Source organism: Vibrio sp. HM8-C (genome assembly GCF_058630515.1).
In genome coordinates, this window is record NZ_JBMMKS010000023.1 from 20685 (window position 1) to 42818 (window position 22134).

Annotated in this window: 21 protein-coding genes and 1 pseudogene; 20 read left to right on the plus strand and 2 right to left on the minus strand. The window is 43.8% G+C overall.

Going from position 1 to position 22134, the window contains the following annotated elements:
- Positions 1–236: 236 nt before the first annotated feature.
- The 14 genes and pseudogenes from rutA to ACOSVQ_RS19565 all read left to right on the plus strand — a co-directional run bounded on the left by rutA (position 237) and on the right by ACOSVQ_RS19565 (position 12967).
- Entirely contained in the window at positions 237–1328 is a 1092-nt protein-coding gene (rutA, locus tag ACOSVQ_RS19500; RefSeq protein WP_491984109.1) for a pyrimidine utilization protein A, read from the plus strand.
- Positions 1325–2035, plus strand: coding sequence for a pyrimidine utilization protein B (gene rutB, locus ACOSVQ_RS19505; RefSeq protein ID WP_491984110.1), 711 nt, complete (start codon positions 1325–1327; stop codon positions 2033–2035). The genes rutA and rutB overlap by 4 nt, the downstream gene beginning before the upstream one ends.
- A gap of 10 nt (positions 2036–2045) precedes the next feature.
- Entirely contained in the window at positions 2046–2435 is a 390-nt protein-coding gene (gene rutC / locus ACOSVQ_RS19510; protein ID WP_165314116.1) for a pyrimidine utilization protein C, read from the plus strand.
- A gap of 35 nt (positions 2436–2470) precedes the next feature.
- Complete coding sequence (gene rutD / locus ACOSVQ_RS19515) at positions 2471–3247, plus strand: pyrimidine utilization protein D (protein WP_491984111.1); 777 nt, start codon at positions 2471–2473, stop codon at positions 3245–3247.
- A 12-nt stretch (positions 3248–3259) separates the two neighbouring features.
- Positions 3260–3850, plus strand: coding sequence for a malonic semialdehyde reductase (locus ACOSVQ_RS19520; protein ID WP_165314114.1), 591 nt, complete (start codon positions 3260–3262; stop codon positions 3848–3850).
- Positions 3843–4400, plus strand: coding sequence for a flavin reductase (locus ACOSVQ_RS19525; protein WP_219725408.1), 558 nt, complete (start codon positions 3843–3845; stop codon positions 4398–4400). Before ACOSVQ_RS19520 ends, ACOSVQ_RS19525 begins: the two co-directional genes overlap by 8 nt.
- 295 nt (positions 4401–4695) lie before the next feature.
- Positions 4696–6177 (plus strand): NCS1 family nucleobase:cation symporter-1, encoded by a 1482-nt coding sequence (locus tag ACOSVQ_RS19530; RefSeq protein WP_165314111.1) that lies wholly within the window; start codon positions 4696–4698, stop codon positions 6175–6177.
- Positions 6178–6235: 58 nt separating this feature from the next.
- Positions 6236–7012 carry an SDR family NAD(P)-dependent oxidoreductase gene (locus tag ACOSVQ_RS19535; protein ID WP_491984112.1) on the plus strand — a complete coding sequence of 259 codons (777 nt, stop codon included), beginning with the start codon at positions 6236–6238 and terminating at the stop codon, positions 7010–7012.
- Between the two features lie 49 nt (positions 7013–7061).
- Positions 7062–7691, plus strand: a pseudogene (gene ribB, locus ACOSVQ_RS19540) (3,4-dihydroxy-2-butanone-4-phosphate synthase); the annotation flags it as partial.
- A gap of 191 nt (positions 7692–7882) precedes the next feature.
- Entirely contained in the window at positions 7883–8368 is a 486-nt protein-coding gene (gene napF / locus ACOSVQ_RS19545; protein ID WP_491984113.1) for a ferredoxin-type protein NapF, read from the plus strand.
- Positions 8369–8406: 38 nt separating this feature from the next.
- Complete coding sequence (locus tag ACOSVQ_RS19550; protein ID WP_491984114.1) at positions 8407–10827, plus strand: DMSO/selenate family reductase complex A subunit; 2421 nt, start codon at positions 8407–8409, stop codon at positions 10825–10827.
- A 17-nt stretch (positions 10828–10844) separates the two neighbouring features.
- Positions 10845–11465: a DMSO/selenate family reductase complex B subunit gene (locus tag ACOSVQ_RS19555; RefSeq protein ID WP_491984115.1), complete on the plus strand. Its 621-nt coding sequence runs from the start codon at positions 10845–10847 to the stop codon at positions 11463–11465.
- Positions 11466–11467: 2 nt separating this feature from the next.
- Positions 11468–12253, plus strand: coding sequence for a dimethyl sulfoxide reductase anchor subunit family protein (locus ACOSVQ_RS19560; RefSeq protein ID WP_491984116.1), 786 nt, complete (start codon positions 11468–11470; stop codon positions 12251–12253).
- A gap of 123 nt (positions 12254–12376) precedes the next feature.
- On the plus strand, positions 12377–12967 hold the full coding sequence (locus ACOSVQ_RS19565; protein ID WP_491984117.1) for a TorD/DmsD family molecular chaperone: 591 nt from the start codon (positions 12377–12379) through the stop codon (positions 12965–12967).
- A gap of 99 nt (positions 12968–13066) precedes the next feature.
- Here the strand turns inward: ACOSVQ_RS19565 and ACOSVQ_RS19570 are convergent, their stop codons facing one another.
- Entirely contained in the window at positions 13067–13978 is a 912-nt protein-coding gene (locus ACOSVQ_RS19570) for a ZIP family metal transporter (protein ID WP_491984118.1), read from the minus strand.
- Positions 13979–14212: 234 nt separating this feature from the next.
- Between ACOSVQ_RS19570 and ACOSVQ_RS19575 the strand changes: the two genes are divergently transcribed.
- Together ACOSVQ_RS19575 and ACOSVQ_RS19580 are read left to right on the plus strand one after the other, a co-directional pair.
- Positions 14213–15256, plus strand: a complete 1044-nt coding sequence (locus tag ACOSVQ_RS19575; RefSeq protein ID WP_491984119.1) for a lactonase family protein — start codon at positions 14213–14215, stop codon at positions 15254–15256.
- A 158-nt stretch (positions 15257–15414) separates the two neighbouring features.
- On the plus strand, positions 15415–16332 hold the full coding sequence (locus tag ACOSVQ_RS19580; RefSeq protein ID WP_491984120.1) for an EamA family transporter: 918 nt from the start codon (positions 15415–15417) through the stop codon (positions 16330–16332).
- Between the two features lie 52 nt (positions 16333–16384).
- On the opposite strand, the gene ribB (ACOSVQ_RS19585) is transcribed toward ACOSVQ_RS19580, so the two are convergent.
- Positions 16385–17488 carry a 3,4-dihydroxy-2-butanone-4-phosphate synthase gene (gene ribB / locus ACOSVQ_RS19585; protein WP_491984121.1) on the minus strand — a complete coding sequence of 368 codons (1104 nt, stop codon included), beginning with the start codon at positions 17486–17488 and terminating at the stop codon, positions 16385–16387.
- Between the two features lie 366 nt (positions 17489–17854).
- Between ribB (ACOSVQ_RS19585) and ACOSVQ_RS19590 the strand changes: the two genes are divergently transcribed.
- The 4 genes from ACOSVQ_RS19590 (at position 17855) to ACOSVQ_RS19605 (ending at position 22055) form a co-directional block, all read left to right on the plus strand.
- Entirely contained in the window at positions 17855–18790 is a 936-nt protein-coding gene (locus ACOSVQ_RS19590) for a D-ribose ABC transporter substrate-binding protein (protein WP_102955502.1), read from the plus strand.
- Between the two features lie 78 nt (positions 18791–18868).
- Positions 18869–19453 (plus strand): DUF2291 family protein, encoded by a 585-nt coding sequence (locus ACOSVQ_RS19595; protein WP_491984122.1) that lies wholly within the window; start codon positions 18869–18871, stop codon positions 19451–19453.
- Positions 19454–19458: 5 nt separating this feature from the next.
- Positions 19459–20976, plus strand: coding sequence for a sugar ABC transporter ATP-binding protein (locus tag ACOSVQ_RS19600; protein WP_491984123.1), 1518 nt, complete (start codon positions 19459–19461; stop codon positions 20974–20976).
- A 2-nt stretch (positions 20977–20978) separates the two neighbouring features.
- On the plus strand, positions 20979–22055 hold the full coding sequence (locus ACOSVQ_RS19605) for an ABC transporter permease (RefSeq protein WP_102955505.1): 1077 nt from the start codon (positions 20979–20981) through the stop codon (positions 22053–22055).
- Positions 22056–22134: the final 79 nt, after the last annotated feature.

A 22134-nucleotide genomic window follows, 5' to 3' on the forward strand; every position in this document is an offset into this window, starting at 1 on the left:
CAGTTTATAACTCTCTTCTTTATCTCTACTTGCATTCTGATTGTGCGTTTTTTGTGCACTCGATTAGTGCTTTTGCACCAATCCAGATGTTTTAAAACAGACCATTTGGTCTGGTTTTTGAGGTGATAATTGGTTAACCAATTGTTAATTAACGGAAATAATTTATTGGCACAAACTTTGATTTAGATCAATGCGAGGAAGTAAATATATGCATGGTTAATTACAAGGAGTTTTATATGCAGATTGGTGTCTTCATTCCTATTGGAAATAACGGTTGGTTGATCTCGGAAAACGCGCCTCAATACATGCCGACTTTTGACCTGAACAAAGAGATCGTATTACGAGCAGAACATTACGGATTAGATTTCGCTCTATCGATGATTAAGTTACGCGGCTTCGGCGGAAAAACAGAGTTCTGGGAACACAACCTAGAGTCATTCAGTTTAATGGCGGGTCTTGCTGCTGTTACTTCAAAAATTCAGTTGTTCGCAACCTCTGCAACTTTAACGTTGCCGCCAGCGATTGTGGCACGTATGGCTTCCACCATTGATTCGATTTCCCACGGTCGCTTTGGCGTTAACTTGGTAACAGGTTGGCAAAAGCCGGAATACACGCAAATGGGCTTGTGGCCGGGCGATGAGTTTTTCTCTTCTCGTTATGACTACCTATCTGAATACGCTCAAGTGCTTCGTGATTTGTGGGATACCGGTTCTTCAGATTTTAAAGGTGACTACTTCACCATGGAAGATTGCCGAGTAAGTCCTAAACCTCAGGAAAAAATGAAAATCATCTGTGCCGGTTCTAGTGATGCTGGCATGGCATTCTCAGCAAAATACGCTGACCACAACTTCATTTTTGGTAAAGGTGTCAACACGCCTAAAGCATTTGCACCTCAAGCCAGCCGTTTGATTGAGGCGACAGAAAAGACCGGCCGTGACGTTAGCTCATTTGTTCTCTTTATGATCATCGCTGATGAAACAGACGAAGCGGCTCGCGCTAAATGGGAACATTACAAAGAAGGCAAAGATGACGCAGCTTTAGAATGGCTGGGCGTTCAAGCCGCTCAGGATACCAAATCGGGTAGCGATACTAACGTACGCCAAATGTCTGACCCGACTTCAGCGGTAAACATCAACATGGGCACGTTAGTGGGTTCTTACGAAACGGTTGCTCGTCTGCTAGATGAAGTTGATGAAGTTGAAGGCACTGGTGGTGTTCTACTGACATTCGATGAGTTTGTTGAAGGCGTCACAGCGTTTGGTGAACGTATTCAACCGTTAATGAAAACTCGTCAACACGTCACAGTTCAGGGAGCGTACGCAGCATGATTACCGGCTACTCACTGAATACAGGTGAATCTCCACAAGTTGTATTAAAAGCTGAACCAGAAAATCTGGCGATTAAAGCCAGTGAAACGGCTTTGATTGTGGTGGATATACAGAATGCATATGCCAGCAAAGAAGGGTATCTGGACTTGGCGGGCTTTGATGTTTCAGGTACTGGACCTGTGATTGAAAACATCAACAAAACTATCGAAATATCGCGCAAAGCGGGTATTCAAGTGGTTTTTCTGCAAAACGGTTGGGATAACAAGTATGTCGAAGCGGGTGGCGAAGGTTCGCCAAACTGGCATAAGTCCAACGCTCTGAAAACGATGCGTAAGCAACCAGAGCTATCTGGTCGATTTCTTTCAAAAGGCGGTTGGGATTACGAGCTAGTTGAAGAGATAGAACCTCAACAGGGAGATTGGATCATTCCGAAAACCCGTTATAGCGGCTTCTTTAACACCAACCTAGACACTATGCTGCGCTCGCGCGGGATACGAAATCTTGTTTTCACCGGTATCGCAACGAATGTTTGTGTCGAATCGACATTAAGAGACGGTTTCCATCTCGAATACTTTGGTGTCGTGCTTTCCGATGCCACACATCAGGCGGGACCGCGCTCAGCGCACGATGCAGCACTACTCAACATCCGAACCTTCTTCGGATGGGTAACAACTCTGGAAGATTATTCAAACGCTTTGGCTAAATAAGGAGATTACTATGCCTAAACAAACCGTACTTCCTGCTGGAACTGGTAAACCACTTGCGCCTTATGTTCCTGGCTCTATGGCTGATGGTGTTCTGTATGTTTCAGGAACGCTACCTTTTGATAGTGAAAACAATGTCGTTTTTCCCGGTGATGCAGCCGCTCAAGCTCGTCATGTATTGAACACGATTCGAGGGGTAGTTGAAGAAGCGGGCGGCACGATGGATGACGTCACCTTCAACATGATCATGATTAAAAACTGGGCTGATTACGCTGCCATCAATGCGGTGTATGCGGATTTCTTCCCAGGAGAAAAACCTGCACGTTACTGCATTCAATGTGGATTGGTGAAAGAAGAAGCATTGATTGAAATTGCATCAATTGCTCATGTCGGAAAGGCTTAACAGCACCATTAAACCATTGGAAGGTAGAGCAGAGAATGTATTACGAAATTCATGATGATGGTCAGCAATACAAAGAGACAGTGATTCTGTCTTCAGGCTTGGGCGGTTCTCATCATTATTGGCATCATCAGCTACCACTGTTGAAAAGCCGATTTCGAGTGATTGTCTATGACCACTTTGGGACAGGGCAAAGCCATGGCGATATTCCGCAAGGTTACAGCATCGCGGACATGGCAAAGGAAGTCGTCACGCTGCTGGATCAAACAGATAGCGAACGAGTTCATTTCATCGGTCATGCGTTAGGTGGTCTTATTGGCTTACAACTTGCGGTTGATTTTCCCAAAAGAGTGTCGAGCTTATTGCTCATTAACGCTTGGGAAAAAACTGATGATCATACCAAGTTGTGTTTTGACATTAGAAAATCTCTGCTGCGCAATTCTGGTGTAGAGATGTTCTTCAAGGCACAGCCTCTGTTTTTGTACCCTGCTGAATGGATGAAAAACAACGCTGCTCTGTTGAAGGAGGAAGCTGACAAGGTTCTTTCTTCACCTTTCAATGAAAGCAACTTATTGAGAAGGATTGGTGCTGTTGAAAGTTTCGATATCTCTAAAAGCATTGACTCGGTTCAATGCTTCACTGGGGTTATTGCAAGCTGTGACGACTTGTTGGTGCCATATTCCTGCTCGGCAAACCTACATAAAAAACTCAGCCATTCTTCGTTTTATTTATTAGAGAAAGGGGGACATGCCTGCAATGTGTCTGACCCTGTAACGTTTAATAAAACGATGCTTGATTTTTATAAAGAGATTTAAGGAGACGTTCGAATGAACGAGACGATGGATACGTCAGCGTTAAAGCAACTGTTTACAGAAGCGAGAACGCACAATGGCTGGCTGGATAAGAAAGTGAGCCAAGAACAAATTGAACAGCTATATCAACTGACCTGTCTAGGTCCTACTTCGGCAAACTGCTCTCCAGCACGCTTTGTTTTTATTACTTCTGAAGAAGGCAAGCAGCGTTTAGCGCCGACATTATCAAGCGGCAATTTAGAAAAAACTATGACAGCGCCGGTGACTGTTATCGTTGCTTATGACCGAAAATTTTATGACGCATTGCCTACACTCTTTCCTCATGGCGATGCGAAAAGCTGGTTTACCTCTAGTGAAGAATTGGCTTTAGAAACTGCGATGAGAAACAGCTCCATGCAGGCGGCTTATATGATTTTGGCAGCGCGAGCAATGGGGCTTGATACCGGACCACTCTCTGGTTTTAACGCTAAAGCGGTGGATGAGGAGTTTTTTGCTGGAACAAGTTGGAGCGTCAACCTGATTATCAACATCGGTTATGGAGACGCAGCTAAGTTGTATGGTCGCCTACCTCGTTTACCTTTAGAAGAGGCGTGTTTGTATGTCTAATTTGGCTATCAATATTCCGTTTTCTTTAGCAAAGGAAAACGAACTTACTTTTACCCCGTTCACATCTACAGACGACAAAGGTGTAAAGCTGTACCGCGATGGCATGTCTGGGCTTGGTGCTTCAGTGAATGTTATTACCACTATGCTAGATGGCAAACCTGCGGGGTTCACTGCAACCGCCGTCACCAGTGTTACCGATGCTCCGCCAACGCTGTTGGTGTGCTTAAACCGCTCGTCATCCGTATTTTCTGTGTTTGATAAGGCTGAGTTTTTGTGCGTTAACACGCTAGCAGCGGGACAAGAAGCGGTTTCTGGCGCATTTGCCAGCAAACTTAGCCAAGCAGAACGTTTTGAGTCAGTCGAATGGAAACAGTTTGTCACAGGTTCGCCTGTACTTGATGCCGCTTCAACCGTATTCGATTGTCGCATTTCATCGCGTACTTCAGTGGGAACTCATGATGTGTTCTTCTGTGAAGTGCTCGGAATTGGTCAGTCTGAACAAGCGTCGAATCTTGTCTATTTCAATCGTAAGTATCACAGCCTTGTATAGCAGGAATAGTTGCAAAGCTGGCTTATTTTAAAAGTGGATATCAGTAACGGCGGAAATCAGAAAAAGGAAGTGAATAATGACGATTTCTATGGATACGTATTACCTGTACGGATTTTGTTTTAACGATATGAACAATCAGTAACAGTGATTTTTATCTTCATGTTTCATGTTTTCCAGAATTAAACGAGTGGTTTAGTGGTTCATTTGATTTATTTGGATAGGTAGCAGCATAAAGCCGAAGGGAAATAACTAGGGTCAACAAACCTTAACTCAATTAGGAAGAGAGGGGATTCAAATGAAAACGGAAATGAAGCAAGTGGGGGAATTCTACGAGTTAGAAGTCGGTGAAGACCTCATTTCTAGCAAGAATTTTAATAGTGATTTGGCACCAACCAAAATCAAAGAACGCACGTGGAGCAAGTTCAATATTGCTGCTCTGTGGGTGGGTATTTCGATATGTGTGCCGACATATACGTTGGGCGGCATATTAACCAACTACTTTGGTTTATCTGTGGTTGAGGCACTACTCACCATTCTTATTGCGAACATTATTGTATTGGTGCCTCTAACGCTGAACGCCTTCGCAGGAACGAAATATGGTTTGCCGTTCCCAGTCGTACTTCGTTCTTCGTTTGGCATTATGGGATCAAACGTACCATGTGTGATTCGCGGCTTTGTCGCTTGTGGTTGGTTCGGTATTCAAACCATGTTTGGTGGCTTGGCGATTCATCTATTTTTGTCTGAGATCTCATCAGCATGGGCATCATTAGGTGGCGTAGGTGAGGTGATTGGCTTCTTTATCTTTTGGGCGCTGAATATTGGCGTTGTGCTTAAAGGTGCAAACTCCATCAAGTGGCTTGAAACCTTATCAGCACCGCTATTGCTGATTGTGTCTTTAGGTCTGCTGTTCTGGGCAAGTGATAAAGTCTCTTACACTGAATTGCTTTCTACGCCAGCAAACCGTCCTGAAGGCGATGGTTTCGCGAAGTATTTCATGTCAGGTTTGACTGCTATGGTTGGCTTCTGGGCGACGTTATCTCTGAACATTCCTGACTTTAGCCGCTATGCAAAATCGCAGAAAGATCAGGTGATTGGGCAAATCATGGGATTACCACTGACGATGTTCTTGTTTGCGTCACTAGGCGTAGTTATGACAGCAGCATCAGAGACCATGTTTGGTCAAACAATCTCAGACCCAATTACACTGATTGGTCAGATAGACAGTCCGTTTTTAGTGGCTGTTGCAATGGTGATGATTGTCATCGCGACGCTGTCTACTAACACAGCTGCGAATATCGTTTCGCCAACCAACGATTTCCAAAACATCTCTCCACAACATATTGACCATACTAAAGGCGTGCTACTGACAGGTGCGATCGGTATTGCGATGATGGCTTGGGAACTGATGAAAAAAGTGGGCATGATCGAATCAGACGTTAGCGTTGAAGCCTATATTTCTAACTGGCTACTGGGTTACTCAAGTTTGCTAGGACCGATTGCTGGCATCATGATTGTGGATTACTTCCTTATCAAAAAGCAGAAGTTAGATGTATTGGCGCTGTATAAGGAAGATGCCTATCCGGCATTCAACTGGGCTGGTTTCATCGCTCTACTCATCCCTGTTTGTTTCACTATGATGGCGATTTTCTTCAATGTGATGACTTGGTTCTATGACTATGGTTGGTTTACAGGTGCATTCAGTGGTGCGATTTTGTACTACGTTATTTGTAAATTCTCACCACAGGTTGTGATGAAAACCGAGCTAGAGAAAGCATAAACATTTATTGGAAGGGTATGGGGTATTCATCCTATACCCTTAATTCACTCAAGATTTAATGGATAAAATTGATATGGGTAAAGTGGTATTTATTACTGGTGCAACGTCAGGTTTTGGACGAGCAGCAGCGAGAAAATTCGCGTCTGAAGGCTGGGCACTTGTGATTACGGGAAGACGCGAAGATCGCCTGAAAGAACTGGCAGAGGAGCTTTGTGATAGCGTTCCTGTGCACTATCAAACGTTGGATGTACGCAGCAAAGAAGACGTCGATAGTCTTGTGAAATCATTACCTGAATCATTTAAAAAGATAACCTGTTTGGTGAACAATGCTGGTCTTGCACTATCACCAAACCCAGCTCAAACAGTCGATATCCAAGATTGGCACACCATGATTGATACCAACGTAACGGGGTTAGTGAATGTTACCCATGCGCTGCTTCCAACTCTGATTGAAGTGGGTAAAGGTGCGTCGATTATCAACGTCGGTTCAATCGCTGGTCAGTGGCCATATCCGGGCAGCCATGTTTACGGTGCAACCAAGGCATTTGTGAAGCAGTTCAGCTATAACTTGCGTTGTGACTTATTAGGGACTGGAGTTCGAGTGACTGATCTCGCTCCCGGCATAGCGGAAACGGAATTTACTTTAGTGCGAACCAAAGGGGATCAAGCAGCGTCAGACGCTCTGTATGCAAATACGCAAGCATTAACGGCTGAAGATATCGCTGACACCATGTTCTACCTTGCAACGCTTCCAGCCCATATGTGTGTCAACAGAATGGAAGTGATGCCTACCGCACAAGCGTGGAATCCTTTTGCTATCTATCGCGAAAGCTGATTTCTACTGACACCGCATCAAACCAGCGTATTTTTAAAAGGAATTAAAAATGAAACTGAGTTCAATTGAAGAGATCATTGAGGATATCCGTTTAGGGAAAATGGTGATCCTAATGGATGACGAAGGCCGGGAAAATGAAGGCGATATCATTGTCGCCGCCGACAAAATTACACCTGAAATCGTCAACTTTATGGTAACGGAAGGAAGAGGTTTGCTGTGTCTGACGATAACAGAGCAGATGGCTCAGCAACTAGAACTTCCCTTAATGGTCAAAAACAATACCGAACAATTTGGCACTAACTTTACGGTGTCTATAGAAGCAGCCAAAGGCGTGACAACGGGAATCTCAGTGCATGATAGAGCGGTGACGATTCAGACTGTTGTCTCTCCAAATTCAAAGCCGACCGATTTGGTCTCTCCGGGGCATGTATTTCCTGTTGTCGCACGGGAGGGCGGAGTTTTAGTTCGTCCCGGTCATACGGAAGCTGGATGTGACTTAGCCAGATTGGCAGGCTTGGCACCGTCCTGTGCAATTATTGAAGTACTCAATGTCGATGGAACGATGTCACGTCGGTCAGATTTAGAAGTTTTTGCAAAGCAACACCACATCAAACTCGGTACTATTGCTGACTTGATTTCCTACCGTTTAAAAACCGAAGCCCAACAAGAGTTGGTTGCTTAGAGCATATGAACAAACGTTTCTAATCTTAGGGCTTTGTCCGTCTTTTCCTATTACTTTCGTTTATTTTTGAGAATGATAATCATCTAGTTACATATTTTTATATTTAGTTACTTTGAATTGATATTCATCAATTCGTTACCGAACGCAATCCTACACTATAGCCACAAAGTGGTAGGTGAGGGTGCGTTATGGATGTAGGAAAACGTAACTTCTTTCGTAATATTGTTCGACATGCGCACAAGTCTAATTCTGTTCCTAGAAATGTGCCGCGTCCTCCAACAGCGTTGGAAGAAAAAGATTTTATTCAAACTTGTACGGGTTGCGGTGAATGTGTCTCTGCATGCCCGAACGGAATTATTGTCGTAAAAAATCAGCTGGCTGAACTCGATTTGGATCTGAGCTTTTGTTCTCACTGTCATCAGTGTAATGACGTGTGTCCAACATCGGCGCTCTCTCATACCGTCAGCGATTGCCACGTGCGCCCAACCATCACGTCAAACTGTAATCCACAAACCGCATTCTATTGTGCTGAATGTCAGCATGGCTGTCCGGCCAGCGCAATTACTATCCAAAAGAACAACAAACCAACGATTGATTTGGATCTTTGTAATGGCTGCAATTCCTGCCAATACCACTGTCCTGTCAACGCAATTACAACATCACTATTGAATTAACTGGAAATGTAACCGGTTTACTAAAATGGGAAAGAGCAATGAAAAATAAAACATTATTAGATAGTGAGTTGTCTCGACGGGGGTTTATGAAAGCCTCTGCGACAACCGCTACCGCTGCTGCATTAACATCTGGGTTAACCCTCCCATTTTCTTCGGTGACTCATGCGGCAACGCCCGCGACTGATTCAGAAGAGAAAATCAAGTGGAGTGCCTGCCTTGTAAACTGTGGCAGCCGATGTCCACTCAAAGTTCACGTCAAAGATGATCAAATTGTCCGCATTAACACTGAAGATGGTATTGACGACTCTGTGTTCGGTCAGCATCAAATCCGTCCTTGTTTACGTGGTCGTTCAAATCGCTACAAAACGTATAACCCTGACCGATTGAAATACCCAATGCAACGTATTGGTAAACGTGGTGAAGGTAAGTTCAAACGCATTAGCTGGGATGAAGCAACTACGATTATCGCCGACAAGTTACGCCACACTATCGATACCTACGGCAATGAAGCCATTTATTACCAATACGGCTCAGGCTCAACAGGAGCAAACTTGCACGGACGTAGCGCATGTAAACGTTTATTGAATCTGCTTGGTGGTTACTTAGAACAACATAACACCTATTCAACCGCTCAGATTGGACGTGTAGAGCCGTTTGTATACGGCAAGCCGCAAGGTAGCTACATGGCGCAAATTAAGCATTCTGATCTGGTGGTGATGTTCTGTCAGAACATCGCTGAGACACGTATGTCTGGCGGTGGTCAGGTTCAAGAGCTTTATCGTGCTTTAGAAGAAAGTCAGGCAAAGGTGATTATAATTGATCCGCGTCGTACCGATTCTGTTGTAGGTTTAAATGCAGAGTGGTTACCGATTCGTCCGGGTACGGATGCTGCGCTTGTAGCGGCTATTGGCCATACACTGATCAAAGAAGGCATGGCTGATGATGAGTTCATCAACAAATATGCAGTGGGTTGGGACGAATCGACACTACCTGCATCAGCTGAAAAAAATGCCTCTTACAAATCTTATATTTTAGGCTTGGGTGCTGACCAAACGGAGAAAACACCAGAGTGGGCTGCGGCTATCACAGGTATTCCTGCGAAACGTATTCGCCAGCTTGCTCGTGAATTAGTGGGTGCAAAATCGGCATGGATCTCACAAGGTTGGGGTTTACAGCGCAGCATGAATGGCGAACAAGCGGCTCGTGCCATTATGATGTTACCAGTCATCACTAAACAGTTTGGCCGCCAAGGTACAAACAGCGGTAACTGGGGTTATAGCTCAAACTATCCGGTAGCAGGTTTGGCGATTCCAAACCCAGTGAAAACCTCTATTCCATGTTTCTTGTGGACTAAAGCCATCGCAGACCATGAAAACATGACGGCGAAAAACAGTTATGTGAAAGGTAAAGAACGTTTGGATACTGGAGTGAAATTCCTCTGGAATTATTCAAGCGGCGTTACCATGAACCAGCACTCTGACCTTAACCACACGCACGAGATTCTGTCTGACGAATCCAAATGTGAGTTTATCCTAGTGTGGGATCACCACATGACCAGTTCAGCGCGTTATGCGGATATTTTGCTGCCAGATGTATCTTGGTTAGAAGCGGCAGACTTAGTCAACAACTCCTATGCGACAGGGCCTTATCACTATCTGATTCGTATGCAGCCGACGATCACTCCGCTGTGGGAAAACCGTCCAAACTACGATGTCCTTGCGGATATCGCACATAAGTTGGGTATTGGTGAGAAATTCACTGAAGGTCGCACACTCGATCAATGGATTGAACATAGCTACAACAAGATCCGTGAAAAACGCCCGTATTTGCCTGAGTTCAGTGAGACCAATGATATGGGCATCATTGACCGCGAACTTGCAGACATTGAATCTCATATCGCATTGAAAGAATTCAGAGAAGATCCTGAAGCGAACAAGCTTTCAACACCGTCTGGCAAAATTGAAATCTATTCAGAGCAGCTTGCCACGTTGGATAAAGAGTGGGAGTTGCCTGAAGGTGACCGTATTCCTGCAGTTGCTGAATATCTACCAACCCGTGAAGCTTTGGGTGATGCAGAACGCATGAAACAGTTCCCACTGCAGATGACAGGTTTCCACACTAAACGTCGTACTCACTCGACTTATCATAGTGTGGCAGTGCTGCGTGAAGCTGTGCCAGATGAAGTATGGATGAACCCTATGGACGCAAGTCAGCGTGGGCTCAAACATGGTGACATGACCATTATCTTTAACGACCGTGGACAAGTTCAAATGCCAGTCAAAGTGACTGAGCGCATTATGCCGGGAGTAGTAGCCGTTCCTCAAGGAGCTTGGTATCAGCCTAATCGCAATGGTGTCGATATTGGTGGATGTATCAACTCGTTGACAACACAGCACCCATCACCATTGGCGAAGGGTAACCCTCAGCATTCGAACCTTGTCGAAATTAAACGTGCATAAAGAATTAGGATAAAGTTATGACTCAATATGGTTTTTATGTCGACTCGTCTAAATGCACGGGTTGTAAAACATGTCAGGTGAGCTGCAAAGACCGCAATCAACTCGATGTCGGTCCGAAGCTACGCCGTGTTTATGAATATGGCGGTGGTGCTTGGGTAAAAAATGCAGACGGCACCTTCGATCAGGATGTTTTTAACTACTACTTGTCTATCAGCTGTAACCATTGTGATAACCCAACGTGTGTTGAAGGTTGTCCAAGTGGCGCGATGCATAAACGTGCTGAAGATGGTTTAGTGGTAGTCAATCAAGATGTGTGTATCGGCTGTCGTTACTGTGAAATGCGCTGTCCATATGGTGCACCTCAGTACGATGAAGAGAAGAAAGTGATGGCAAAGTGCGATGGTTGTTATGAATACGTCGCAAAAGGTGAAAAGCCAATTTGTGTCGCTTCTTGCCCGCAACGAGCGCTGGATTTCGATGAAATCGAAACTCTGCGTGCGAAGTATGGTACTCAAGCTGAAATTGCACCGTTACCAAAAGCACATCTGACTCGTCCAAACCTAGTGGTTAAAGCGCACGCGCTTGCAAGACCAACAGGTGATATGTCGGGTTCAATCTTAAATCCACAGGAGGTCTAATCATGAAAGAACTTCCGTTAGTATTCTTCACGGTATTAGCGCAGGCTTCCGCTGGTGCTTTTATCCTGATGCAGATCTGCTCATCGATGAAGAAGATCAATCAAAATCAAGCCAATAAAATTGCTTTGATTTCTTTGGTGATGGTTGTTATTGCGGGTATCTCTGCATTAACTCACTTAGGTCAACCGCTGCGAGCGATTAATGCTCTGTTTGGAATGGGACGTTCACCAATGAGTAATGAGATCATTACCTGTGGCTTGTTCGGAGGTTTAGTTTTCCTCTACGTGGTCGGCAATTTGAAGAAGACCATTCCAGAGGCAACGGTCAACATCTTCGGCTACTTGGGTGCGATTGCGGGGCTTGCCCTTATCATACTCATTCCGAGTGTTTACCAGCTTGATACTATCCCTGCATGGAACACCTCGTTTACTTCATTGCAAATGGTGTTAACCGCAGTGATTTGTGGCGGTGCGATAATGACGGCTAACAATGTTGGCGGAAAAGCTTGGCTGTTAACGGCGATTGCGACTGTAGTACTGTTTGCCTTAACACCGGGTTATTTCTCGTTCTTGTCGCAAGCGAACGTACAGTTCCATCAACAGGACATGTTGTTCTGGGGTGCTAAATACGCATTACTCGCACTAGGACTAGTGATGTTAATTGCCGCTGCATTTATGGCTAAAGGTACACAGAATACTCGTTTAGCAGCGCTAGCATCGGTACTTATTGTGGTGGGTGAAATTGCTGGTCGCATTGGTTTCTATGACCTTTGGGCAATTGGCATGTAAATGTCATGCTCTGCTTAATTGCGTATGCTGTTAAGCAGAGATATGTATCAATATGGTGCAGGGAAGTTGCTCTGCACCTTATCGTTTAACCCCAATTATGCTCCGAAGCAAAAGGCGAATGTAATGAATCCTCTTATTGTTGTATTTCAACTGCTTGGTCAGAACTACTATTCACGTCCTAGCGCTGGAAATCAGCCTATTCGTGACAATCTCAAACATCTACCTGAGTTACTTAATTGGTCTGACGAACGCAAAATTTCAGACTTGATTTCACGTCTACCAGTGTTGGAGTTAGATGAGCTTGAATACCAGTTCTCAGTGCTGTTTGAAGGTCAGGGGCAAATGCCTTGTCCGCCTTGGGGCTCTGTGTATCTAGATAAAGATAATATTGTCTTCGGTGAGTCAACCGCTCAATACCGAGCTTTCCTTCGTGAGAATGGATTAGAAATCAATAGCGCGATGAAAGAGCCTGAAGACCAATTTGGTTTGATGCTGTTAGCCTTGAGCCAACTATTGGAAAAAGGGGATGCAGATGCAGGTATGGAGCTTATCACCGAGCATTTAATGCCTTGGGGAAAACGCTATCTCGAACTGTTAGCAAGTAACGAAGTTAGTCAGTACTACGCAATATTGGCTCAAATTACGCAAGAGCTGTTTTCTTCACTGCAAAGTGAATTTACCTACAAAACAGCTGACAAAACGCTTTATCTTTAAAGATTGCGAAAATTAAAAAGGAACCGAAGATGCGGTTCCTTTTTAATTTTTAATCTCTACAACAAAGCTTTGGGCGGAAGTGATTAAACGGTGGGATGTTTAGCCTAGTGTGGTATCTAATACCATCATCAAGGCAAAACCAATCATTAAACCTATGGTAGCGAGTGTTTGATGTCCGTTTCTATGAGTATCAGGAATAACTTCATGTGAAACCACAAACAGCATTGCTCCGCCAGCAAGACCTAGCCCGATTGGGTACGCGATGATTAATCCACCTGCCAAACTTACGCCAAGTAGAGCACCAATCGGCTCTAAAACGCCAGTTAACGCTGCCACTAAAACAGACAGTTTTGCGTTAAAGCCTGCAGCTCTTAGTGTCAGGGCAACAGCCAAACCTTCAGGAATGTCTTGAAGTGCGATGGCTGAAGTCAGTGGAACGCCTACAGATAAATCCCCTTGTGCGTAACCGACACCAATCGCCATTCCTTCAGGGAAGTTGTGCAAGGCAATGGCAAAGACAAATAGCCAAGCTCGACTACATCTGTCGTGGCCAGGCCCACAAGGACCAGTCTCTAAGTGTTCATGAGGAGTGAAGGCATCTAGACCCAGCATTAAAGCGACGCCGATGATCATGCCGAGAATTACGATGATGCCGCCAAGAAATCCGCTATCAAAAAATTCTGTACCAGCTTCGATACCTGGTAATAAAAGTGAAAAAGCAGAAGCCGCAAGCATCATACCCGCCGCAAAGCCAAGCATGCAGTCTGATAGCTTTTGCGGAATATCACGAATAAACAGAGCGGGCAGAGTGCCCACAGCCGTCGCCAGAAATGCAATACCACCACCAACGAGCGCGTATTGTCCGTTGAGCTGTCTTTCGCCAGTTAATGCGTGAAAAAGGAAGAAGGCAATTAAGAGCAAAGAGACAATCAATCCACCCGCCATAACGGGATGCTGGTTTGAGTGTCCTTTTAACACATCAACCCATGACTGTTCTTGAGTGTGATTCATAGAGTCAATCCTAATGATTAGTTTATACAGAAAATCATACGGTTATATTGTGCTCACAAGTGCTTTGGTGCAATGTTGCCGATCAAGAGATCAGCAAATTTCAACTTTATCCCGCCATTTTAACTAGGATATAGTTTCAACTGGGATATAGTGTTAGCCCGCTCGGAATTACTCATTTCAGTAAAGTTGTTCGGACTTATCTTATTATTATTTAACGCTTAATTAAGGCTAATAATGACACAGTTTGTTTATTTGTCTAACGCATTATCAGGGACAATTTCACGTTACAGTTTCCAACAAGGAGAACTCAAGTTTTTGGGTGAAACCGAGGTGGGATATATGGTAATGCCGATGACAATAAGCCCTTGTCAAAATTACCTATTTGCCGCTGTTCGAAGCGAGCCATTTCGAATTGTACAAATGAAAGTTAATTCGTTAACGGGCGATCTTTCCATCAAACGAGAAACCTTAGTGGACGAAAGCATCGTCACCTTGAGCATAGACAACAATAACCAGTGGCTTCTCGCTGCATCGTTTAATCAGCATAGAGTCGCGGTAAAAGCTCTCGATGATTTAGGTTTACTGACTGACGAATCTACAGAGATTCAGCATCAAGGCCCTTGCCATATGTTCCGTTTTAGTCGAGACAATAGATGGATGATAGCCACTGCATTTGGACAAGATCAGCTACACGTTTATCCGAGGCCAAATAAAGAAGGTTCAGTCGATTTGCCAGTTTTTAGTTATCACTTTTCCAAAGATTCTGGCCCTCGCCACTTCGTGTTTTCTCCATGTGGATTATTTCTCTATGTGCTAACTGAAATGAGCGCAACGATTACAACCTTTGAGTTTGATAGCACTAACGGTTCTTTAACCTTTATCGCTGAAACGCCAGTTCTTCCATTAAGTGAATTGGGTTTAGAAAAAGGTTTACCACCTTCAAAAAGAGTCGAAAATGATGTTGATCGTGTATGGACAGCGGATATCCATATTGCGAAAAACGGTCATTTCTTATATGTCTCAGAGCGTACATTGAGTGTTATTGCATGTTTTGAAATAGCCGATGGAAACCCTGTTCCCCAATCTCTTCGCTATCAACAGGTGGAGCGCCAACCGCGCAGCTTCATGCTCATCAATGATGACCAATATATGCTAGTCAGTGGAGAGCTCTCTCAGGAGCTGTCTGCCTATTCGATTAATCCGAGTTCAGGCGCTTTAAAAAAAGTATCGAGCGCTGTTTGTGGTGAAGGTGCAGCTTGGGTGTGCATGACTGAATAAAAGTTGGACAGATTGTTGCTTGTCATAGATCACATTTTGAGGCAATCTGCTGTTTCACTTCGGTTAAATCTTCTTTACCTAAATGTACTGAAATCGATAGGTAGACATATCGATAAGATGTATCAGGGACGCGTTGGGTATTGTTGTAAGGATAATGGATGTCGTTTCGAGACAGGTTTTTGGCTCTCGCTATCGTATTGGTGTGGGGCGTTAATTTCGTAGTAATTAAAGTTGGTTTGCAAGGTATGCCTCCGATGCTATTGGCTGGTTTGCGCTTTGCTTTTGTGGTTTTTCCCGCCATTTTCTTTATTAAGCGACCTCAAGTTCCGTTGAAATGGCTGGTGGCTTATGGTTTAACCATCAACTTCTTGCAGTTTTCTTTGCTGTTTTGGGCGTTAAAAGTGGGTATGGCAGCAGGGCTGGCATCATTACTTTTACAAGCTCAAGCGTTCATTACTTTGGCTTTTGGCGTTTTACTTCTAAAAGAAAAAGTCAGAATTCACAATATGATTGCAGTTACCGTTGCTGCTGTGGGTATCTATCTACTTGCTGCCGCACAAGGACACGATTCAACGTCACTTACTCTATTTACACTGGTATTGATTATCGGTGCAGCTGCTTTCTGGGCACTAGGTAATATCGTTAATAAAGTCATCATGCAAACATATCCAGTACCCACGATGTCACTGATCGTTTGGAGTGCTCTAGTACCTATGGTTTCGTTCTTCATTTCGTCATATTTGATTGAAGGACCAGAGCTTATTGTTGAATCACTGGTGAATATCAAATGGCATAACGTCTTTTCGATCGCTTATTTATCACTGCTTGCCACCATTTTAGGGTATGGCGGGTGGAGTTATTTACTTAGCCGTTATGAAACGTCGATGGTTGCACCGCTTTCATTGTTAGTACCTGTATTTGGTTTGCTAAGCGCTTGGATTCTACTTGGCGAAAGCCTCAGCCTGTACCAAATTATTGGTGTGGTCGTTATTGCTGTCGGGTTAGTGATTAACGTATTTGGTAAGCGTTGGTTTGGCCGTAGGCGTCAAATAGTCACAACTATCATCGATAAGTAATTTGATACAAAAAACGCTCCGTTAAAGGAGCGTTTTCGTATCTGTAGATAAATTACTTAGGTTCTTTCTGAACACTGTCTTCGATTGTTAAGTCAAATCCAGAGAGTGCGCCGTACTTAACTTCTGTAGAGGTCAATAAACGCATTTTGTGAATACCTAAATGTTGCAGAATTTGCGAACCGATACCAATTTCACTGCTGGCATTATTGGTTGGACATTTAGATAAATCGTTAGTCAAATGAGCAATGATTGAATCGTTTGATAATGGTTTACCAATAACAACTAACACGCCACCAGTTGGACTCGATTGAATTTGCTCCATCGCATCTTGGATATTCCATTTGCTAGAGTCAACATTGAACAGGTCAAGCGGGTAGTTCAAAGCATGAACTCTCACAAGGGGAGAGCATTGTTCATCATTGATGTTCAAGTTCTTGCTGGCTAACGCGTAATGGAGTTGGTTGTTGATAGTGTCTTTATAAGTAGTAAGAGTAAATGCCCCTTGCCTGGTTAAAAGCTCTTGTTCTAGTAAACATTCAATTACGCTTTCTGTTTGAAGTCTGTATTTAATTAAGTCGGCGATCGTGCCTAACTTAATGTCGTGTTCTGCAGCAAATTCCTCAAGTTGTGGTCTGCGAGCCATAGTGCCATCAGGATTAAGAATTTCGATAATTGCACAGGAAGGCTCAAATCCTGCCAATTTTGCTAAATCGCACCCTGCTTCCGTGTGACCAGCACGTATGAGTACGCCACCAGGCTTAGCAATAATGGGGAATACATGACCAGGAGATACTAGGTCAGAGGCTTTAGCGTCTAGATTCGTTGCTAGTTTGATCGTGTGTGCACGGTCTTGAGCTGAAATGCCTGTCGAGATTCCAGTTGCTGCTTCGATTGATACGGTAAAGTTCGTGCCGAATTGCTCGGTGTTCTTACGTACCATAACAGGCAAGTTTAGTTGTTTCGCTCGCTGCTCCGTTATTGTCAGGCAAAGAAGTCCTCTTCCTTGTGTGACCATGAAATTGATGATCTCAGGAGTGATTTTTTCGGCAGCGATTAAAATATCACCTTCATTCTCTCTATCCTCATCATCCATTAGGATAACCATTTTACCCAGACGGATATCTTCAATGATGTCTTCTATTTTACTTAGAGCCATGACGCAGTCCTGAATTTAAATTTAATTACGCATATATATTCCAGTGCACATTCTAGCATTTAACTACTTAAATATCATTCCGTATTTTCCTGTCGTTACAATCTCAATTTATGAAATAAAAACATTAATTATCAATGTTATAGATATTGAAAGGTGTTGGTGGATAAATAAATCTAAAGGCACATTTCAACTGAAATGTGAATGTGATCTTTAGCGCATGGACTTTTTCGAATGTGTAAATAATGCCCGATCATTGTGACAATGCTCAGGTTTTGTTCAACATGATCTAGACAGATTTTTGAGGAGTCACTAAGCTGATTATGAATAAATAACGTGAAGTGAATATATATTCATAAGGTGATTATAATGAAAAATAAAATACTAACTATCAGCGCATTAGCGATGGCAACAGCATTTTCAGGCTTTGCTATGGCTGACAATGGACTAATAGCGATTATTACCCCTTCCCATGACAACCCTTTCTTCAAAGCGGAGGCTATGGGTGCGCAGGCGAAAGCAGAAGAGTTAGGTTATACAACATTGGTTGCGTCTCATGACGATGATGCAAACAAGCAGGATCAGCTAATTTCAACGGCGATTGCTCGTAAAGCAAAAGCTATCATTCTCGACAATGCAGGTTCTGACGTAACTATCGGTGCGTTAGAAAAAGCGAAGAAAGCAGGTGTTCCGGCTTTCTTAATTGACCGAGAAATCAATAAAACTGGCGTAGCCATCTCTCAGATCGTTTCCAACAACTACCAAGGTGCACAGCTCGGCGCTGAGAAATTTGTTGAATTGATGGGTGGTGAAGGCAAGTACGTCGAACTGCTCGGTCGTGAATCTGACACCAACGCACATGTACGCTCACAAGGTTATCATGACGTTATTGATGACTATACGGACATGAAGATGGTGGCTCAGCAAACAGCAAACTGGAGTCAACCAGAAGCGTTCACTCGTATGGAATCCATTCTTCAAGCAAACCCAGATATTAAAGGTGTTATTTCAGGTAATGACACTATGGCTCTAGGTGCAGAAGCGGCTCTTAAAGCAGCTGGTCGTACGGATGTAATTGTGGTTGGTTTCGATGGAAGTGACTATGTTCGCGATTCAATCATTGCAGGCGCAAATATCAAAGCAACTGTGCTACAGCCAGCTTGGGACCAAGCACAAATGGCTATGGTTCAAGCCGATAAGTACATCAAAACTGGTTCAACCGGTATGGATGAAAAGCAATTGATGGATTGTATTTTGATTGACGATTCTAACGCTAAGAAACTCGACACTTTTGCAATGAAATAAACCATTAAGGTGAGCTGAGGTTCGCTCCAGCTCACCTTCATTCAGCTATATCCAATGGTGTTTAAAGGATAGAGAAACATGAGTGTAATGAATTTTACAAAATGGTCGCTGATACCTTTGATCTGTGTAGCCCTTCTTGGGTGTGACGTAGTAAAGCTGGATCAAAATGGTAAGCCAATCATTCCTATGACAGCTGAAGAAGCGGCTTCTCTTAAAAACCTGACGGCGGAAGCGCTTGCTGAAAAGTTTTGGGGAGACATTCTTAACGAAGCAAATTCCGTTTCCAAGTCTATAGAGCAGCGAAATGACGACGGACGAAACAGCGCGTTCGTTAGAATAAGTGGTGTTGTTGGTGCTGTCGATGACAGTAAGAAGGCTGCGACTATGACAGTAGAAACGGGTAGCAAAGAATTTCTACTTCAAATTGGTCCGATAATCCGTGGAAATTCTATCCGTGACGCGGCTAGTTTTATTAACTTCGACGATTTCAAGAATCAGGTACAGTTTGCTCGTTTATCAAAAGAGTTAAACAAAAAAGCAATGGAAAATTTCCCTCGTCCAGACAGTTCATGGACGGGTAGTCAAGTCGATGTGTTGGCCGCAGTAACTTACAAAGATACAGATGTTACTGAAGTCATTCCTCTAGAAATCGTAAAGAGGTAGCGGCTATGGAACCGAATACTAAAGACATCATCATGAGAGCGGAAAACATCTCTATGGTTTTCCCTGGCACCAAAGCACTTGATAACGTTTCTTACAATGTTTATCGCGGCGCGGTTAACGTCATCATCGGTGAAAATGGTGCGGGCAAATCCACCTTGATGAAGATACTAGCAGGCGTTCAGCAACAGACCGAAGGGCAAATGTATATTGAGGGTAAACCTGTTGCTTTTGATAGCACACGTGGCGCATCTGAACATGGTATTGGCATGGTGCATCAAGAGCTGAATCTCTCGGATAACCTAACAATCGCGGAGAATATCTTCCTAGGTAAAGAGAAGCAGAAAGGTATTTCGCCTATAGACAACGCTACTCAATGCCAGATTGCTACTGATTTAATGAAGAGGCTCAAACAGGATATCGATCCCAATGAATTGGTCTCTAACTTGAAAGTGGGTCAAAAACAACTGGTAGAGATAGCAAAAGCGTTATCAGGCAAAGTCGATATCTTAATACTCGATGAACCCACCTCTGCGTTAAGTAAGAAAGAAGTCGATATCTTGTTTGACGTAATACGAGATTTAACAGCTCAGGGTGTGTCTATTATCTACATCTCTCATCGATTAGAAGAGCTGATGGAAATTGGCACTTACATTACGATTTTGCGAGATGGGAAATTCCAATCTGAAGCGGCGGTAAAAGATATCAGCGTGCCTTGGATTGTTCGCCAGATGCTAGGCAGTGATCCCGTTGCTGATTTCTTACCAGAAAACCGTGAGTACGGAGTAAAAGTCCTCGAAGCTGAAGGGATTACATACGTTAACGACTCCGAAGCGAGTTTGGTGAACGATGTATCTTTCTATGTCCGTGAAGGAGAAATCGTTGGCATTTATGGTTTGATGGGCGCAGGTCGTACAGAGCTATTTGAGTGTTTAGTGGGCAAAGCGAGATATTCAGGTCGTTTCTCTCTGAATGGCAAAATCATTGGTCCTAAAACAACGACACCAGATCGCGTCAAAATGGGTATCGGCCTAGTACCAGAAGATCGTAAACAGTCTGGAATATTTCCGGTTAGTTCAGTGGCAAGCAATTTAACGATTTCAAGTTTATGGAAGCGATTAAAAGGCATGGCGATTTCTGAGCAAGAAGAAGCGAAGGCTGTGGAAGAAGCCATCGACAGCCTGTCGATAAAAGTCTCTTCGCCAAAAGTGGAAATTCAGGCGTTGAGCGGCGGAAACCAACAGAAAGTGGTGATTGGTCGCTCACTGTTAACGGAGCCGAAGGTTCTTTTGCTAGATGAGCCTACACGAGGCATCGATGTGGGAGCTAAAGCAGATGTATTCGAAATGATGGTTAAGCTATCTCAGCAGGGTATTGGGGTGTTGTTTTCCACCTCTGACTTGAAAGAAATCATGGCAGTGTCTGACCGAATACTGGTGATGTCGAATGGCAAATTGACCGCGAATGTGCTTCGTAGAGAAACCACCGAAGAAGATTTAGTACTAGCTAGTGCGCAGGGATTTTAATTATGAAAGCCAAAGCAGTTGAGGGCATGACAATGCCACAAAATCAATTTAACTCCGCGAATATTGGTTTGATCTTGTTGAAGTTAAGAACTTTTATCGCGTTATTTATTATCTTGGGGTTCTTCTCATTCACAGTGGATGGGTTTTTAGCACCAAGCAGTTTAATCATTATGGTTAAGCATATCTCTATTAACGCTTTCCTCGCGTTGGGAATTACCTTTGTCATCATTACAGCGGGCATTGATTTGTCTATAGGGGCGACGTTAGGCTTCTGTGGAATGGTGGCTGGCTACATGATTTCAAAAGGTATCGTGTTACCAATGTTTGGAATTGCTATTTTTCCTAGCGTTTGGGTGATCGTGCCTATGGTTCTGGTGATTGGCGGATTGATAGGTGCACTTAATGGTTTGATTATTACTCGATACAACGTCGCTCCCTTCATTTGTACATTGGGTACTATGTATGTAATCCGTGGTGCAGCCATGTTGCTATCGGGAGGTGAAACTTTCCCAGGCCTACAAGGTAATCCACAGCTCGGCAATACTGGATTTGACCATATTGGTGCTGGCTATCTGTTTGGTATTCCTTACGCAATTTGGTTGATGTTCATCGTCGCTGCGATCATCGCTTACGTTGCGAAGAAGTTGCCTTTTGGACGTCATGTCTACGCTATTGGTGATAACGAGCGAGCGGCAGAACTTTCAGGCGTTAAAGTGAACAATGTAAAAGTCTGGGTGTACACCATCTCTGGCTTGTGTGCGGCATTAGCTGGCATTGTTGTAACTTCTCAGCTTGTTGCAAGTCACCCTGCAACAGGTACAGCGTTTGAAATGAATGCTATCGCTGCGGTTGTTCTCGGTGGTACTTCTCTGGCCGGTGGTCGCGGTACGGTAACAGGCACAATCATTGGTGCATTCGTTATCGGTATTCTGGCCGATGGCTTGGTTATGATGGGTGTAAGTGAGTTCTGGCAAATGGTGATTAAAGGCATCGTAATCATTATTGCTGTCATTATCGATCAGATGCAAAGCAAGATGCAGTACAAGGCTGCAATTACGTCTCAAAAGTCTGTTGACTAGGTTTAGTGTAGAAGGCGCAAAATTTAGCAATCTTCACACTTTGATGTACTGACGCTATTTTTTTGCTCCTTATGAATAT